The organism is Pseudomonas aeruginosa, from assembly GCF_001457615.1.
Taxonomy (GTDB): domain Bacteria; phylum Pseudomonadota; class Gammaproteobacteria; order Pseudomonadales; family Pseudomonadaceae; genus Pseudomonas; species Pseudomonas aeruginosa.
In genome coordinates, this window is the sequence record NZ_LN831024.1 from 3,540,624 (window position 1) to 3,556,191 (window position 15,568).

Here is a 15,568-nt window from a genome sequence, read left to right on the forward strand (position 1 = left end):
CCCGAAACGCCACGCCCGCTCCTGCCGGCGTGGCGTTTTCGCAAGCGCGGCCAGAACCCCGGACCCTAGGCCGGACAGGCCCGCGCTCCCTCTTTTTTCCTGTGCGGGCAAGGTGTTACTGTTGCCTGACGATTCGTTGTCAAAAATAGCCAAGGACCCGGACACACGCCTGATGCGTCGCCTCTCCTTCCTGATCCTCGGCCTGGCCGTGAGCCTGCCCAGCTTCGCCGCGATTACCCAGAGCCATGGTTATGCCCAATTCGGCACGCTCAAGTATCCGGCCAATTTCCAGCACTTCGACTGGACCAATCCCGACGCCCCCAAAGGCGGCACCTTGCGCCTGATGGCCTCGGGCAGCTTCGACACGCTCAACCCCTACACCCTGAAAGGCACCAGCCCGATCGGCACCGGCGATTTCCTCCAGTACGGAGTCAACGAGCTGAACGAACCATTGATGGTGGGCACCGGCCTGTACGACCCGTCCGGCGACGAACCAGCCTCCAGCTATGGCCTGATCGCGAAGAGCGTGGAATACACGGAAAACCGCAGCTGGGTGGTATTCAACCTGCGGCCGGAAGCGCGCTTCCACGACGGCAGGCCGATCACCGCCAGCGACGTGGCCTTTTCCTATCGCACCCTGGTCAAGCAGGGGCACCCGATGTACCGCACCTACCTGCAGGAGGTGAAGCGGGTCGATATCCTCACCCCCCACCGGGTGCGTTTCGTCCTGCGGCGCTCCGGCAACCCGCTGCTGATCCTGCGCCTGGGCGAGCTTCCGGTGCTGCCGCAGCATTACTGGAAGGATCGCGACTTCCGCGCCACCACCTTCACCGCGCCGCTGGGCAGCGGTCCCTATCGCATCGTCGAGGTCGATCCCGGGCGCCGCCTGGTGTTCGAACGCGTGAAGGGCTGGTGGGGCGAAAAACTGCCGGTGAACCGCGGCAAATACAATTTCGACCGGGTCGTGGTGGACTTCTACCGGGACAACGGCGTCGCCTTCGAAGCCTTCAAGGCCGGCGAGTTCGACTTCTACATCGAGCACCAGGCGAAGAACTGGCTGAACAACTATCGCTTCCCCGCGGTTCTGCGCGGCGATGTGATCCGCACGGAAATCCCGCACCAGATCCCCAGCCAGACCCAGGCGTTGTTCATGAACACCCGTCGCGCCGTGTTCAAGGAGCGCGCGATACGCCAGGCGCTGGGCGAGATGTTCGACTTCGAATGGACCAATCGCGCCCTCTTCAGCAATTCCTACCTGCGCTCGCGCAGCTACTACCCGAACAGCGAATTCGCCGCCAGCGGCGTCCCGGAGGGCCAGGAATGGCTGTACCTGTCGCCGTACCGCAAGCAATTGCCGGCGCAGTTGTTCAAACAGCCGTTCAGCCTGCCGACCACCGAGGGGCGCGGCATTCCCCGTGAAACCCTCAGGCATGCACTCGGTCTACTGGCCGATGCCGGCTGGAAGCTGTCCGGCGACCGACTGCTGAATAAAAAGGGCGAACCGCTGCGCTTCGAAATCCTGCTGGTCAATCCGAGCCTGGAGCGTATTCTCCAGCCCTATCGCGAAAACCTCGCCAGCATCGGCATCGACGCGCGCCTGCGCACCGTCGACCGCGCCCAATACAAGCAGCGCCTGGACCAGTTCGACTACGACATGATCCTCATGACCCTGCCGCAGACCCTCAGTCCCGGCCTGGAACAGTGGCAGTACTTCCACTCCAGCCAGGTGAAGGTCAAGGGCAGCAAGAATTACGCGGGCATCGCCAACCCGGTGGTCGACGCCATGCTCAACCGCCTGCTCGGCGCCCACAGCCGCGACGAACAGGTCGCCGCCGCGCGCGCCCTGGACCGGACCTTGCTCTGGCAGTACTACAGCATTCCCAACTGGTACCTCAATTCGCACCGTCTGGCGTACCGCAACCGCTTCGCCTTCGTCGCCACCCCGCCCTACACCCTGGGCCTGCGCGCGTGGTGGCAGAAAAACCTGGAGACGTCCCGATGATCCGTCCCCGCTTCACCCCTCTGCTGGCAGCCCTGCTGCTCGGCTGCTGCGGCCCGCTCCTCGCCGCCCCGAAACATGCACTGACGCTCTACGATGAGCCTCCGAAGTATCCCGCCGATTTCAAGCATTTCGACTACGTGAATCCGGATGCGCCAAAAGGCGGCATCCTCCGCCAGGCCGACTTCGGCGGCTTCGACAGCCTCAACCCGTTCATCGGCAAGGGCGTCTCGGCCCCTTCGCTGGGCCTGATCTACGACACCCTGGCCTTCCAGTCGCAGGACGAGCCGTTCACCGAATACGGCCTGCTCGCGGAGAAGATCGAGAAGGCACCGGACAACAGCTACGTGCGCTTCTACCTGCGCCCCCAGGCCCGTTTCAGCGATGGCACGCCGGTCACCGCCGAAGACGTGGTGTTCACCTTCGAGACGCTGGTGAGCAAGGGCGACCCGATGTACCGCAACTACTATGCGGACGTCGACAAGGTGGTCGCCGAGGACAAGCTTCGCGTGCGCTTCGACTTCAAGCACGCCGGCAACCGCGAACTGCCGCTGATCCTCGGGCAGATCGCGATCCTGCCGAAACACTGGTGGGCCGACCGCGACTTTTCCAAGACCGGCATGGAAATCCCGGTAGGCAGCGGTCCCTACCGCATCGCCAAGGTCGATCCGGGACGCTCCATCAGCTACGAGCGAGTCAAGGACTGGTGGGCCAAGGACCTTCCGGTCTCCCGCGGACTCTATAACTTCGACACCATCACCATCGACTCCTATCGCGACATGTCGGTCGCCCTGGAAGCCTTCAAGGCCGGCCAGTACGACGTCAACCTCGAATATTCGGCGAAGGACTGGGCCACCGGCTACGAGTCGCCGGCATTGCGCGACGGGCGCTTCATCAAGGCCAGCATCCACAACCACAACCCGGTGGGGATGCAGGGCTTCGCCTTCAATATCCGCCGCCCGGTGTTCCAGGACCGCCGGGTACGCCAGGCGATCAGCCTGCTGTTCGACTTCGAATGGTCGAACAAGCAGCTGTTCTTCAGCTCCTACAAGCGCACCAACAGCTATTTCGAGAACTCGGAGATGGCCGCCCACCAGTTGCCCAGCGAAGCCGAGCTGAAGATCCTCGAACCGCTGCGCGGCAAGATTCCCGACGAGGCCTTCGACCAGGTCTTCCAGAATCCGGTCAATGACGGCAGCGGGGTGATCCGCGAGCAGCGGCGCAAGGCCTACCAGTTGCTCACCGAGGCCGGCTACAGGATCGAGAACAACCGCATGGTAGGTCCCGACGGCCAGCCACTGAGCTTCGAGTTCATGCTGTTCCAGGCCAACATGGAACGGGTCATCCTGCCGTTCAAGCGCAACCTGGCCGAACTTGGCATCGACATGCAGATCCGTCGCGTCGACGTCTCGCAGTTCGTCAACCGCCTGCGCTCGCGGGATTTCGACATGACCTCGGCGACCTGGCCGCAATCCAACTCGCCAGGCAACGAACAGCGAGAGTTCTGGCATTCCAGCAGCGCCGACAAGGCCGGCAGCCGCAACTTCATCGGCCTCAAGGACCCGGCCATCGACAGCCTGGTGGAAAGCCTGATCCAGTCCGACTCGCGGCAAAGCCTGATCGACCATACCCGCGCCCTCGACCGCGTACTGTCGTGGGGCTACTACGTGGTTCCCAACTACTACGTCGATACCTGGCGGGTCGCCTACTGGAACCGTTTCGGCCGGCCGAAGGTGACGCCACTCTACGACTGGGGCCTGATGACCTGGTGGCAGACCAGCGACAAGGCGCTGCCGAGCAAGGCGCAAGCCGAAGCCACGCAAGACGCCGAGCCGGAACGGGAGTAACGCCGCATGCTCTCCTATATCCTGCGGCGCCTGCTGCTGATCGTCCCTACCCTGTTCGGCATCCTGCTGATCAACTTCATCATCATCCAGGCCGCTCCCGGCGGTCCGGTGGAGCAGATGATCGCCAAGCTGGAAGGCTTCGACGCCGCTTCCGGCGGCGCCACCGGGCGCATCTCCGGCGGCGGCGGCGAAGTCGCCGTGGCCGGCTCGCAATACCGCGGTGCGCAAGGCCTGGACCCGGAGCTGGTGAAAGAGATCGAGCGCATGTACGGCTTCGACAAGTCGGCCCCCGAGCGCTTCATGATCATGCTGAAGAACTACCTGCACCTGGACTTCGGGCAGAGCTTCTTCCGCGACGCCAAGGTCACCGACCTGATCATCGAGAAATTGCCGGTGTCGATCTCGCTCGGGCTCTGGAGCACGCTGATCATGTACCTGGTGTCGATCCCGCTGGGGATCGCCAAGGCGGTCCGCCATGGTAGCGTCTTCGACATCTGGACCAGCTCGGCGATCATCGTCGGCTACGCCATTCCCGCCTTCCTCTTCGCCATCCTGCTGGTGGTGCTGTTCGCCGGCGGCAGCTACTGGGACTGGTTCCCCCTGCGCGGCCTGACCTCGAACAACTTCGACCAGCTCAGCCTCGGCGGCAAGGTGCTCGACTATTTCTGGCACCTGGCCTTGCCGGTAACCGCCCTGGTGATCGGCAACTTCGCCACCATCACGCTGCTGACCAAGAACAGCTTCCTCGACGAGATCGGCAAGCAATACGTGGTCACCGCCCGCGCCAAGGGCCTGACCGAACGCCGCGTGCTCTACGGGCACGTATTCCGCAACGCCATGCTGCTGGTGATTGCCGGCCTGCCGGCTGCGCTGCTGGGGATCTTCTTCACCGGTTCGCTGTTGATCGAGGTGATCTTCTCCCTCGACGGCCTCGGCCTGCTCAGCTTCGAAGCGGCGATGAACCGCGACTACCCGGTGGTCTTCGGCACGCTGTTCATCTTCACCCTGTTCGGGCTGGTCATGAAGCTGATCAGCGATATCGTCTACACCCTGGTCGATCCGCGCATCGACTTCGAGAACCGGGAGTAATCCGATGCGCCTGTCTCCCATCAACCAGCGCCGCTGGGCCCGCTTCAAGAGCAACAAGCGTGGCTGGTGGTCGCTCTGGCTGTTCCTCATCCTGTTCGTCGGCAGCCTCGGCGCCGAACTGATCGCCAACGACAAACCGCTGGTCGTGCATTACGACGGCGGCTGGTATTTCCCGGTCTTCAAACGCTACCCGGAAACCACCTTCGGCGGCGAATTCCCCCTGGAAGCCAACTACAAGAGCCCCTACATCAGCCAACTGATCGCCGAGAAGGACGGCTGGGTGCTTTGGCCGCCGATCCCCTACAGCTACGACACCATCAACTACGAGCTGAAGGTTCCCGCCCCCGCCCCGCCGTCGGCGGAAAACTGGCTGGGCACCGACGACCAGGCCCGCGACGTGCTCGCCCGGGTGATCTACGGCTTCCGCGTGTCGATACTCTTCGCCCTGACCCTGACCGTGCTCAGTTCTCTGATCGGCGTCACCGTCGGCGCCCTGCAAGGCTACTACGGCGGCTGGGTCGACCTGCTCGGCCAGCGTTTCCTGGAAGTCTGGTCGGGGCTGCCGGTGCTCTACCTGCTGATCATCCTGGCCAGCTTCGTCCAGCCGAACTTCTGGTGGCTGCTGGGCATCATGCTGCTGTTTTCCTGGATGAGCCTGGTGGACGTGGTCCGCGCCGAGTTCCTCCGCGGGCGCAACCTGGAATACGTCCGCGCCGCCCGGGCCCTCGGCATGCGCAACAGCGCCATCATGTTCCGTCACATCCTGCCGAACGCGATGATCTCGACCCTGACCTTCATGCCGTTCATCCTCACCGGCGCCATCGGCACCCTCACCTCCCTGGACTTCCTCGGCTTCGGCCTGCCGCCTGGCGCGCCGTCGCTGGGCGAGTTGGTCGCCCAGGGCAAGTCCAACCTCCAGGCACCCTGGCTGGGCATTTCCGCCTTCGTGGTGCTGGCGGTCATGCTGAGCCTGCTGGTGTTCATCGGCGAAGCCGCCCGCGACGCTTTCGACCCGAGGAAATGAGATGAGCGAGAACATTCTGGAAATCCGCGACCTCGCCGTCGAATTCCTCTCCGGCGAGCAACGCCAGCGGGTGGTCGAAGGCGTCAGCTTCGACATCCGCCAGGGCGAGACCCTGGCCCTGGTCGGCGAAAGCGGCTCGGGCAAGTCGGTGACCGCCCACTCCATCCTGCGCCTGCTGCCCTACTCCGTCGCCAGCCACCCAGCAGGCAGCATCCACTACCAGGGCGAGGATCTGCTCAAGCTCCCGGAACGGCGCCTGCGCGGGATCCGCGGCAACCGCATCGCCATGGTCTTCCAGGAACCCATGACCTCGCTCAATCCGCTGCATACCATCGAGAAGCAGCTCGCCGAGGTCCTCGCCCTGCACAAGGGCCTGGGTGGCGCCAAGGCCAGCGCGAAAATTCTCGAACTGCTCGAGCTGGTCGGCATCCCCGAACCGGCCAAGCGCCTGAAAGCCTATCCACACGAACTCTCCGGCGGCCAGCGGCAGCGGGTGATGATCGCCATGGCCCTGGCCTGCGAGCCGCAACTGCTGATCGCCGACGAACCGACCACCGCGCTCGACGTCACCGTCCAGTTGAAGATCCTCGATCTGCTCAAGGACCTGCAGGCACGCCTGGGCATGTCCCTGCTGCTGATCACCCACGACCTCAACCTGGTCCGGCGCATCGCCCACCGCGTCTGCGTCATGCAACAAGGGCGGATCGTCGAGCAGGCTTCCTGCCAGGAACTCTTCGCAGCCCCGCGACACCCCTATACCCGCGAGCTGCTCAACGCCGAGCCCAGCGGTGCGCCGGCAAGCAACCCGCCCGGTGAAACCCTGTTGGCGGTGGACGACCTGCGGGTCTGGTTCCCGATCCGCAAAGGCGTGTTCCGCCGCACCGTGGACCACGTCAAGGCGGTCGACGGGGTCAATTTCGAACTACCCCGCGGGCAGACGCTGGGCATCGTTGGCGAAAGCGGCTCGGGCAAGTCGACCCTTGGCCTGGCAATCCTGCGGCTGCTGGAAAGCCAGGGCGGCATCCGCTTCGAAGGCACCCGGCTGGACGGTCTCGCGCAACATGACGTGCGCCCGCTGCGCCGCGAGATGCAGGTGGTGTTCCAGGACCCGTATGGCAGCCTCAGCCCACGCATGTGTGTCGGCGAGATCGTCGGCGAAGGCCTGCGCATCCATAGGATCGGCAGCGAGGCCGAACAGGAGCAGGCGATCATCGACGCGCTGGTGGAGGTCGGGCTCGATCCGCAGACCCGCTACCGTTACCCCCACGAATTCTCCGGCGGCCAGCGCCAGCGCATCGCCATCGCCCGGGCGCTGGTGCTGAAACCGGCGCTGATCCTGCTCGACGAACCGACCTCGGCGCTCGACCGCACCGTGCAGCGCCAGGTCGTGGAATTGCTGCGGCAACTGCAGGGCAAGTACAACCTCACCTACCTGTTCATCAGCCACGACCTGGCGGTAGTCAAGGCGCTCAGCCACCAGCTGATGGTGGTTCGACATGGCAAGGTGGTGGAACAGGGCAGCGCCGAAGCGGTTTTCGCCTCGCCGCAACATCCCTATACGCAGCAATTGCTGGAGGCTGCCTTCATGGCCCCGGCAAGCGCGGAAAACTGAGTAGCAGACAAGGAACGGACCATGGGATTTCTCACAGGAAAACGCGCCCTGATCGTCGGAGTCGCCAGCAAGCTCTCCATCGCTTCCGGCATCGCCGCCGCCATGCACCGGGAAGGCGCCGAACTGGCCTTCACCTACCAGAACGACAAGCTCAGGGGCCGGGTGGAGGAGTTCGCCAGTGGCTGGGGCTCGCGGCCGGAGCTGTGCTTCCCCTGTGACGTGGCCGACGACAGCCAGATCGAAGCGGTGTTCGCCGCCCTGGGCAAGCACTGGGACGGCCTGGACATCATCGTCCACTCCGTCGGATTCGCTCCAGGCGATCAGCTCGACGGCGACTTCACCGCGGTGACCACCCGCGAGGGCTTCCGCATCGCCCACGACATCAGCGCCTACAGCTTCATCGCCCTGGCCAAGGCCGGACGGGAAATGATGAAGGGCCGCAACGGCAGCCTGCTGACCCTCTCCTACCTGGGCGCCGAACGGACCATGCCGAACTACAACGTAATGGGCATGGCCAAGGCCAGCCTGGAGGCCGGGGTCCGCTACCTGGCCGGCAGCCTGGGCGCGGAAGGCACCCGGGTCAATGCGGTTTCCGCAGGGCCGATCCGAACGCTCGCCGCCTCCGGGATCAAGAGTTTCCGCAAGATGCTGGCCGCCAACGAGCGGCAGACGCCGCTGCGGCGCAACGTCACCATCGAGGAAGTCGGCAATGCCGGCGCCTTCCTCTGTTCGGACCTGGCCAGCGGTATCAGTGGCGAGATCCTCTACGTCGATGGCGGCTTCAACACTACCGCCATGGGCCCGCTGGACGACGACTGATCACCCCGCCCATGAAAAATGGCCGCTTCGAGCGGCCATTTTTCATGGGAGGAATAAAGAAAAGGCCGCGTAAGCGGCCTTTTCTCTGCATCTCGGTCTCAGTATTTCTCGACTTCCGCCTTGTCCTGCAACTGACGGCGGAAGGCGGCGAAGTCTGCCTGTCCGCTGCGCGAAGCCAGGAAGCGGCGGTACATGGCCTTCTCGTCGTCGGAGATAGCCTCCTCCGGCTCGCTGACGCCATTCAGGCGGATCACCACGTAATCGCCATTGGCCAGGGTCACGCCAGAGAACGAAGGCTTGTCCTTGGCCTCCGGACGCTGCATGCGGAACACCGCCTGGAGCAGTTTCGGATCGACGCCTTCGTGGCCGCGGGAGGCCGCCTCGACCACTTTCCACGACTCACCCGCTGCGGAAGAGGTACGGCCTTCACGCAGCTCTGCGATCAGGGCCTCGCCACGCTTCTGCGCCTCCTCGGCGGCCTTTTCGGCGGCCAGGCGCTCGCGGATGTTCGCCGCGACCTGCTCCAGCGGTTGCTCCTTCGGCTTGTTGTGTTCCTTGACCCGCAGCACCACCACGGTGTCCGGATCCAGCTCGATGGCGCCACTGTTGGCGGCTTCTTCCAGCACCTCGGCGCTGAACGCGGTCTGCACGATCTGGCGGTTGGCAGCGATGCCGTCGCCCCCCGAACGTCCGAACGGCTGGCTGGTCTGGACCTTCAGGCCCATTTCCTGCGCCGGCTGGCTCAGGTCGGCGGCTTCGTAGGCGGAGCTTTCCAGGTCCTTGGTAGCCTCGACGAAGCGCTGCTCGACCATCTGTTTCTTCAGTTCGTCCTCGAGCTTCGGCTTGAGGCTTTCCAGGCTCGGTACTTCCGGCGCCTGCACGCCCAGCAGCTTGATCAGGTGGTAGCCGTACGGAGTCTTCACCGGGGCGGATACCTCACCTTGCTTCAGCGCATACAGCGCCTCCTCGAACGCGGGGTCGTACACGCCGCGACCGGCGTAGCCCAGGTCGCCGCCGGTGGCGGCCGAGCCGATATCCTGGGAGAACTCCTTGGCCAGCGCGGCGAAATCCTCGCCCTTGGCCAGGCGAGCCTTGATCTCGTCGATCTTCGCCTTGGCCTGCTCGTCGCCGACCTTGTCGTTCACCTCGATCAGGATGTGGGCGGCATCGCGCTGCTCGGAAAGGTTGGCGATTTCCTTCTGGTACAGCGCCTCGAGGTCTTCCTGCTTCACCTTGACCTGGTCGAAGAAGGAGGACTTCTTCAGCTCCACGTATTCGACGACCACCTGCTCGGGAGTCATGAACTCGCTCTTGTGGCCTTCGTAGAAGGCCTTCACCTCGTCGTCGCTCACGCTGCTCTTGGAGGCGTCGGCCTTGATCGCCAGGGTGGCGAAGTCGCGGGTCTGCTTCTCGAGGCGAGCGAAGGACTGCAATTCGTTGTCGGTGACGAAACCGGTGCCCGCCAGGCCGGCGCGAAGCTGGCCGATGAGCATTTCCTGGCCGAGCATCTGGCGGAACTGCATGCGGCTGTAGTTCATCTGGCGGATGACCTGGTCGAAGCGATCCGCGTTGAACTTGCCGTCGACCTGGAACTCGGGAGTTTGCAGGATCAACTGGTCCAGCGCCTGGTCGGAGAAGGCGAACTTGTCGTCCTTGGCGGCCTGGAGCAGCAGGGTACGCTCGATCAGCCCCTTCAGGGCCGCTTCCTTGAGCAGCTTGTCATCCAGCATGGATGGATCGAAATCCTTGCCCAGGCGTTGCAGCAGCTGGCGACGCTGCATGTCCACGGCCTGTTGGACTTCATTGAGACTGATATCGTCGCCGTTGACCTTGGCGGCCACGTTGGAGTGGTCGGTGGCCCGGATGATCGCGTCGAAGCCGGTCAGCGACAGGAGAACGATGATCACGCCAATGATGGTCTTGGCGATCCAGCCCTGGGAATTATCCCTGATGTTCTGCAGCATGCAGCCCCCAAAAACTGCCACGACCAGCCGTCTTGGGCGGCGCGGCGTGGGTAAGAGATGCGGATATAAGAAAGGCGCATCCGAGGATGCGCCTTCTCGTAACTGGCGGAGCGGACGGGACTCGAACCCGCGACCCCCGGCGTGACAGGCCGGTATTCTAACCGACTGAACTACCGCTCCGCAGCCAGGCCAGCCTTGGCCGACCTGGGTAGAACGAGTCCCAAAAGACGCTTAGTTGACAGCATCCTTCAGGGCTTTACCGGCTTTGAAGCCCGGGATCTTGGCAGCGGCGATCTTGATCGGCTTGCCAGTTTGCGGGTTGCGACCGGTGCGAGCAGCGCGCTCTTTGACAGCGAAGGTGCCGAAACCAACCAGCACGACGGAGTCACCAGCCTTCAGGGCGCCAGTGACGGACTCGATCACTGCGTCCAGTGCGCGACCGGCAACAGCTTTCGGGATATCAGCAGATGCGGCAATTGCATCGATCAGTTCCGACTTGTTCACTCTAAGTCCCCTTATTTCTGTTGAGTATGTTTCTATGTGTTAGGTGTAAGGAAATTCTGCGCTGGTAGGCCAACTGACTCAGCAAGTGCCGCTTTATAACAAGGGCCCAAAAACAGTGTCAAGAATACCTACCGACTAATGCGTGCTAATTCGCTCCTTGGAATCAGGCTCGCGTTTTTCATCCTTTGCAACCATCTCCGGAGCCGCATCGGGCAAGGGCTCCGGGGCGTATTGCAGCGCAATTTGCAGGACTTCGTCAATCCATTTAACCGGTTTAATAACCAGATCACTCTTAATATTGTCCGGAATTTCCTTCAGGTCGCGAACATTTTCCTCGGGAATGATCACCGTCTTGATCCCGCCGCGGTGCGCCGCCAAAAGTTTTTCTTTCAGCCCGCCGATCGCCAGCACCTGCCCACGCAGGGTGATCTCCCCGGTCATTGCCACGTCGGCGCGCACCGGGATCTGCGTGATCGCCGAAACCAGCGCCGTGCACATGCCGATGCCTGCGCTCGGGCCATCCTTCGGCGTAGCGCCTTCCGGAACGTGGATATGGATGTCGCGCTTCTCGTGGAAGTCCGCCGCGATTCCTAGGCTCTGGGCGCGGCTGCGCACCACGGTCAACGCCGCGGTGATCGATTCCGCCATCACGTCGCCCAGCGATCCGGTCTTGGTCAACTGGCCCTTGCCGGGTACCACGGCCGCCTCGATGGTAAGCAGCTCGCCGCCGACCTGGGTCCAGGCCAGCCCGGTCACCTGGCCGATCTGGTCCTGCTGTTCGGCGAGGCCATAACGGAACTTGCGCACGCCGAGGTAGTTCTCCAGCGTCTCGCTGGACACCACCGCCTGGATACGCTTGAGCTTGGCATGCTCCTTCACCGCCTTGCGGCAGACCTTGGCGATCTGCCGCTCGAGGCTGCGCACCCCGGCTTCGCGGGTGTAGTAGCGAATGATGTCGCGCAGGGCGCCTTCCTCGAAGGTCAGCTCGCCCTTCTTCAGGCCGTTGGCCTGGACCTGCTTCGGAATCAGGTACTTGGCGGCGATATTGACCTTCTCGTCCTCGGTGTAGCCCGGCAGGCGGATGACTTCCATCCGATCCAGCAGGGGCGCCGGGATGTTCATCGAGTTCGCGGTGCAGAGGAACATCACGTCGGACAGGTCGTAGTCGACTTCCAGGTAGTGATCGTTGAAGTTGTGGTTCTGCTCCGGGTCGAGCACCTCGAGCAGCGCCGAGGCGGGATCCCCGCGCATGTCGCTGCCCATCTTGTCGATTTCGTCGAGGAGGAACAGCGGGTTGCGCACGCCGACCTTGGTCATCTTCTGGATCAGGCGGCCCGGCATGGAGCCGATATAGGTACGACGGTGACCGCGGATCTCGGCCTCGTCACGCACGCCGCCGAGCGCCATGCGCACGAACTTGCGATTGGTGGCGCGAGCGATGGATTCGGCCAGGGAGGTCTTGCCCACGCCGGGCGGTCCCACCAGGCAAAGGACCGGGCCCTTGAGCTTCTTCACCCGCTTTTGCACGGCGAGATACTCGAGAATGCGCTCCTTGACCTCTTCCAGGCCATAATGGTCGGCATCGAGGATGTCTTCCGCCTTGGCGAGATCATGGCGCACCTTGCTCTCGGCCTTCCACGGCACGTTCAGCAGCCAGTCTATGTAGGAACGCACCACGGTGGCTTCCGCCGACATCGGCGACATCTGCTTGAGCTTGTTCAGCTCGGCAGTGGCCTTGGTGTGCGCCTCCTTGGTCAGGCCGGCAGCGTCGATGCGCTTCTTCAGCTCCTCGACTTCGTTGTGCCCTTCGTCGATATCGCCGAGTTCCTTCTGAATGGCCTTCATCTGCTCATTCAGGTAGTACTCGCGCTGGCTGCGCTCCATCTGCTTCTTGACCCGGCCGCGGATACGCTTTTCCACCTGCAGCAGGTCGATCTCGGCATCCAGCAGCGCCAGGACATGCTCGACCCGCGACGACAGGTCGGTGATCTCCAGGATGTCCTGCTTCTGCTCGATCTTCAGCGCCATGTGCGCGGCCATGGTATCGACCAGCCTGCTCGGCTCGTCGATGCTGTTCAGCGAGGAAAGCACCTCGGCGGGGACTTTCTTGCCCAACTGGACGTATTGCTCGAACTGGCTCAGCAGGCTGCGAGTGAAGACCTCGGCCTCGCGCTCGCCGACATTGGCGTCGTCGATGGCCTGGACCGCGGCACGAATGTGCCCTTCTTCCTCGATGAAGCGCTCGACCTGGCCGCGCTGCTCGCCTTCGACCAGCACCTTGACGGTGCCATCCGGCAGCTTGAGCAACTGCAGCACGGTAGCGACCGTACCCATGCGGTACAGGCCATCTTCGCCCGGATCATCGTCCGCGGGGTTTTTCTGCGCCAGCAGGAGGATTTGCTTGTCGCCGGTCATCGCTGCCTCCAGGGCCTCGATGGACTTTTCCCGACCGACGAACAACGGGATGACCATGTGCGGGTACACCACCACGTCACGTAGCGGCAGCAAGGGCAATTCGACGAGTGTTTTCATAATGTCGGCTCTACAGCGGCACTTGGCCACGAAACAGATAGGAAGACCTTTCAGCCTAAGATGGGGTTAGGCCCGGGAAAAAACAAGCGTGCCAGTCGGAAAAGAAAAGGGGCCCGAAGGCCCCTGCTCTTTCATGCCTCAGGCGCAGCCTTGGCTGGCTTTTCGCTGTTCTCGTAGATCATCAGGGGTTGCGACGAGCCATCGATGACACTCTCATCGATGACCACCTTGCTGACATCCTGCTGGGAGGGAATCTCGTACATGGTATCGAGAAGGATACCTTCGAGAATTGAACGCAAGCCACGTGCACCGGTCTTGCGTTCGAGCGCCTTGCGGGCAACCGCCTTGAGTGCGTCCGGACGGAATTCGAGATCGACGCCTTCCATTTCGAACAGCTTGGCGTACTGCTTGGTGAGAGCGTTCTTCGGCTCGGTCAGGATCTGCATGAGCGCAGCCTCGTCGAGCTCATCAAGAGTCGCGATCACCGGCAAACGCCCTACAAACTCGGGAATAAGACCGAACTTGACGAGATCTTCCGGTTCGACTTCCTTGAACGCCTCGCCGACCTTCTTGCCCATCTCCTGACTGCGCACTTCGGCATTGAAACCGATGCCGCCGCGCGCGGAACGGTTCTGGATGACCCGCTCCAGACCGGCGAAAGCGCCGCCGCAGATGAACAGGATGTTGCGCGTATCGACCTGCAGGAACTCCTGCTGCGGATGCTTGCGACCGCCCTGCGGCGGTACCGAGGCAACGGTACCCTCGATGAGCTTCAGCAGGGCCTGCTGCACACCCTCGCCGGAGACGTCGCGAGTGATGGAGGGGTTGTCCGATTTCCGGGAAATCTTGTCGATCTCGTCGATGTAGACGATGCCCATCTGGGCCTTCTCCACATCGTAATCGCACTTCTGCAAGAGTTTCTGGATGATGTTCTCGACATCCTCGCCCACGTAGCCCGCTTCCGTCAGCGTGGTCGCATCGGCGATGGTGAACGGCACGTTCAGCAGACGTGCGAGGGTCTCGGCCAGCAGGGTCTTGCCCGAGCCGGTTGGGCCGATCATCAGAATGTTGCTCTTGCCGAGCTCGATATCGTCCTTCTTGTCACGCTGGTTGAGGCGCTTGTAGTGGTTGTATACCGCTACCGCCAGAACCTTCTTGGCCCGCTCCTGCCCGATCACGTACTGATCGAGGATGGTGCGGATCTCTTTCGGCGCCGGAAGTTTGTGCCCACTACTTTCCGCCTGCGCTTCCTGCACCTCCTCGCGGATGATGTCATTGCACAGGTCGACACACTCGTCGCAGATAAAGACCGAGGGGCCGGCAATCAACTTGCGCACTTCGTGCTGGCTCTTGCCGCAGAAGGAGCAATACAGCAGCTTGCCGTTGTCCTCGCCGTTGCGGGTATCAGTCATTCGATCGATCCAATGGGTAGCTTCAAACACAAGATGAAGGCAATTGTGGGCATTTTCAAGCCCACGAGGCGGCCGAATGTCTCGACCGCCAGTATTGCGGAGCCTTAGACGGCCAGGTCGCGCTGGGTCATGACCTTGTCGATCAGGCCATACTTGACGGCTTCGTCACCGCTCATGAAGCGGTCACGATCGGTATCGCGGGCAATGACGTCCAGGGGCTGGCCGGTGTGGTGCGCCAGGATCTGGTTCAGACGCTCCTTGATGAAGAGGATTTCCTTGGCATGGATCTCGATATCCGAGGCCTGGCCCTGGAAACCGCCCAGCGGCTGGTGGATCATCATCCGCGAATGCGGCAGGCAGTAGCGCTTGCCGGCGGCACCGCCCGCAAGCAGCAGGGCACCCATGCTGCACGCCTGGCCGATACAGGTGGTCGAGACGTTGGGCTTGATGAACTGCATGGTGTCGTAGATGGACATCCCGGCAGTCACCGAACCACCCGGCGAGTTGATGTAGAGATGAATGTCCTTCTCGGGATTTTCAGCCTCCAGGAACAGCAACTGGGCAACCACCAGGTTGGCCATGTAGTCCTCGACCTGGCCGACCAGGAAGATGATCCGCTCCTTCAGCAGGCGCGAATAGATGTCGTAGGCGCGCTCGCCGCGGGCGGACTGCTCCACCACCATGGGCACCAGGCCACCGGCGGCCTGGATATCGGGAACGTGCGGAATAAAAGAGTTGCGAGACATGTCTTGCGATCACTCCCTAA

At 62.8% G+C, this 15,568-nt stretch carries 11 protein-coding genes and 1 tRNA gene; 6 read left to right on the plus strand and 6 right to left on the minus strand.

The genetic code is table 11. The features are described from left to right. Positions 1-172 precede the first annotated feature (172 nt). Genes AT700_RS16090 through fabI form a run of 6 tightly spaced genes read left to right on the plus strand, consistent with a single transcriptional unit; the run spans position 173 to position 8,390 of the window. Positions 173-2,002 (plus strand): extracellular solute-binding protein, encoded by a 1,830-nt coding sequence (locus tag AT700_RS16090; protein WP_042931344.1) that lies wholly within the window; start codon positions 173-175, stop codon positions 2,000-2,002. Further along, positions 1,999-3,846: an extracellular solute-binding protein gene (locus tag AT700_RS16095; RefSeq protein WP_003098136.1), complete on the plus strand. Its 1,848-nt coding sequence runs from the start codon at positions 1,999-2,001 to the stop codon at positions 3,844-3,846. Before AT700_RS16090 ends, AT700_RS16095 begins: the two co-directional genes overlap by 4 nt. A gap of 6 nt (positions 3,847-3,852) precedes the next feature. Continuing rightward, positions 3,853-4,935 carry a microcin C ABC transporter permease YejB gene (locus tag AT700_RS16100; protein WP_003098134.1) on the plus strand — a complete coding sequence of 361 codons (1,083 nt, stop codon included), beginning with the start codon at positions 3,853-3,855 and terminating at the stop codon, positions 4,933-4,935. Positions 4,936-4,939: 4 nt separating this feature from the next. After that, entirely contained in the window at positions 4,940-5,959 is a 1,020-nt protein-coding gene (locus AT700_RS16105; protein ID WP_003087942.1) for an ABC transporter permease, read from the plus strand. Between the two features lies 1 nt (position 5,960). Beyond that, positions 5,961-7,571, plus strand: coding sequence for an ABC transporter ATP-binding protein (locus tag AT700_RS16110; RefSeq protein WP_003450091.1), 1,611 nt, complete (start codon positions 5,961-5,963; stop codon positions 7,569-7,571). Positions 7,572-7,592: 21 nt separating this feature from the next. Then, positions 7,593-8,390: an enoyl-ACP reductase FabI gene (gene fabI / locus AT700_RS16115; RefSeq protein WP_003087936.1), complete on the plus strand. Its 798-nt coding sequence runs from the start codon at positions 7,593-7,595 to the stop codon at positions 8,388-8,390. 98 nt (positions 8,391-8,488) lie between these two features. Here fabI and AT700_RS16120 read toward each other — a convergent pair whose 3' ends face one another. The 6 genes from AT700_RS16120 to clpP all read right to left on the minus strand — a co-directional run bounded on the left by AT700_RS16120 (position 8,489) and on the right by clpP (position 15,548). Then, positions 8,489-10,354, minus strand: coding sequence for a SurA N-terminal domain-containing protein (locus AT700_RS16120; protein ID WP_003098131.1), 1,866 nt, complete (start codon positions 10,352-10,354; stop codon positions 8,489-8,491). A gap of 103 nt (positions 10,355-10,457) precedes the next feature. Continuing rightward, positions 10,458-10,534: transfer RNA gene (locus AT700_RS16125), tRNA-Asp, on the minus strand. A gap of 51 nt (positions 10,535-10,585) precedes the next feature. After that, complete coding sequence (hupB, locus tag AT700_RS16130) at positions 10,586-10,858, minus strand: nucleoid-associated protein HU-beta (protein ID WP_003087931.1); 273 nt, start codon at positions 10,856-10,858, stop codon at positions 10,586-10,588. Between the two features lie 135 nt (positions 10,859-10,993). After that, positions 10,994-13,390, minus strand: coding sequence for an endopeptidase La (lon, locus tag AT700_RS16135; RefSeq protein WP_003087926.1), 2,397 nt, complete (start codon positions 13,388-13,390; stop codon positions 10,994-10,996). Positions 13,391-13,521: 131 nt separating this feature from the next. Next, a complete protein-coding gene (gene clpX, locus AT700_RS16140) occupies positions 13,522-14,802 on the minus strand; it encodes an ATP-dependent Clp protease ATP-binding subunit ClpX (RefSeq protein WP_003087924.1) in 1,281 nt (426 codons plus the stop codon). Positions 14,803-14,906: 104 nt separating this feature from the next. Beyond that, on the minus strand, positions 14,907-15,548 hold the full coding sequence (clpP, locus tag AT700_RS16145) for an ATP-dependent Clp endopeptidase proteolytic subunit ClpP (RefSeq protein ID WP_003098129.1): 642 nt from the start codon (positions 15,546-15,548) through the stop codon (positions 14,907-14,909). Between the last annotated feature and the right edge of the window lie 20 nt (positions 15,549-15,568).

Excerpts from the sequence above, each read along its gene's own strand:
- AT700_RS16090 (WP_042931344.1), top strand. The coding sequence starts at position 173 with ATGCGTCGCCTCTCCTTCCTGATCCTCGGCCTGGCCGTGAGCCTGCCC.
- AT700_RS16095 (WP_003098136.1), top strand. The coding sequence starts at position 1,999 with ATGATCCGTCCCCGCTTCACCCCTCTGCTGGCAGCCCTGCTGCTCGGC.
- AT700_RS16100 (WP_003098134.1), top strand. The coding sequence starts at position 3,853 with ATGCTCTCCTATATCCTGCGGCGCCTGCTGCTGATCGTCCCTACCCTG.
- AT700_RS16105 (WP_003087942.1), top strand. The coding sequence starts at position 4,940 with ATGCGCCTGTCTCCCATCAACCAGCGCCGCTGGGCCCGCTTCAAGAGC.
- AT700_RS16110 (WP_003450091.1), top strand. The coding sequence starts at position 5,961 with ATGAGCGAGAACATTCTGGAAATCCGCGACCTCGCCGTCGAATTCCTC.
- fabI (WP_003087936.1), top strand. The coding sequence starts at position 7,593 with ATGGGATTTCTCACAGGAAAACGCGCCCTGATCGTCGGAGTCGCCAGC.
- AT700_RS16120 (WP_003098131.1), bottom strand. The coding sequence starts at position 10,354 with ATGCTGCAGAACATCAGGGATAATTCCCAGGGCTGGATCGCCAAGACC.
- lon (WP_003087926.1), bottom strand. The coding sequence starts at position 13,390 with ATGAAAACACTCGTCGAATTGCCCTTGCTGCCGCTACGTGACGTGGTG.
- clpX (WP_003087924.1), bottom strand. The coding sequence starts at position 14,802 with ATGACTGATACCCGCAACGGCGAGGACAACGGCAAGCTGCTGTATTGC.
- clpP (WP_003098129.1), bottom strand. The coding sequence starts at position 15,548 with ATGTCTCGCAACTCTTTTATTCCGCACGTTCCCGATATCCAGGCCGCC.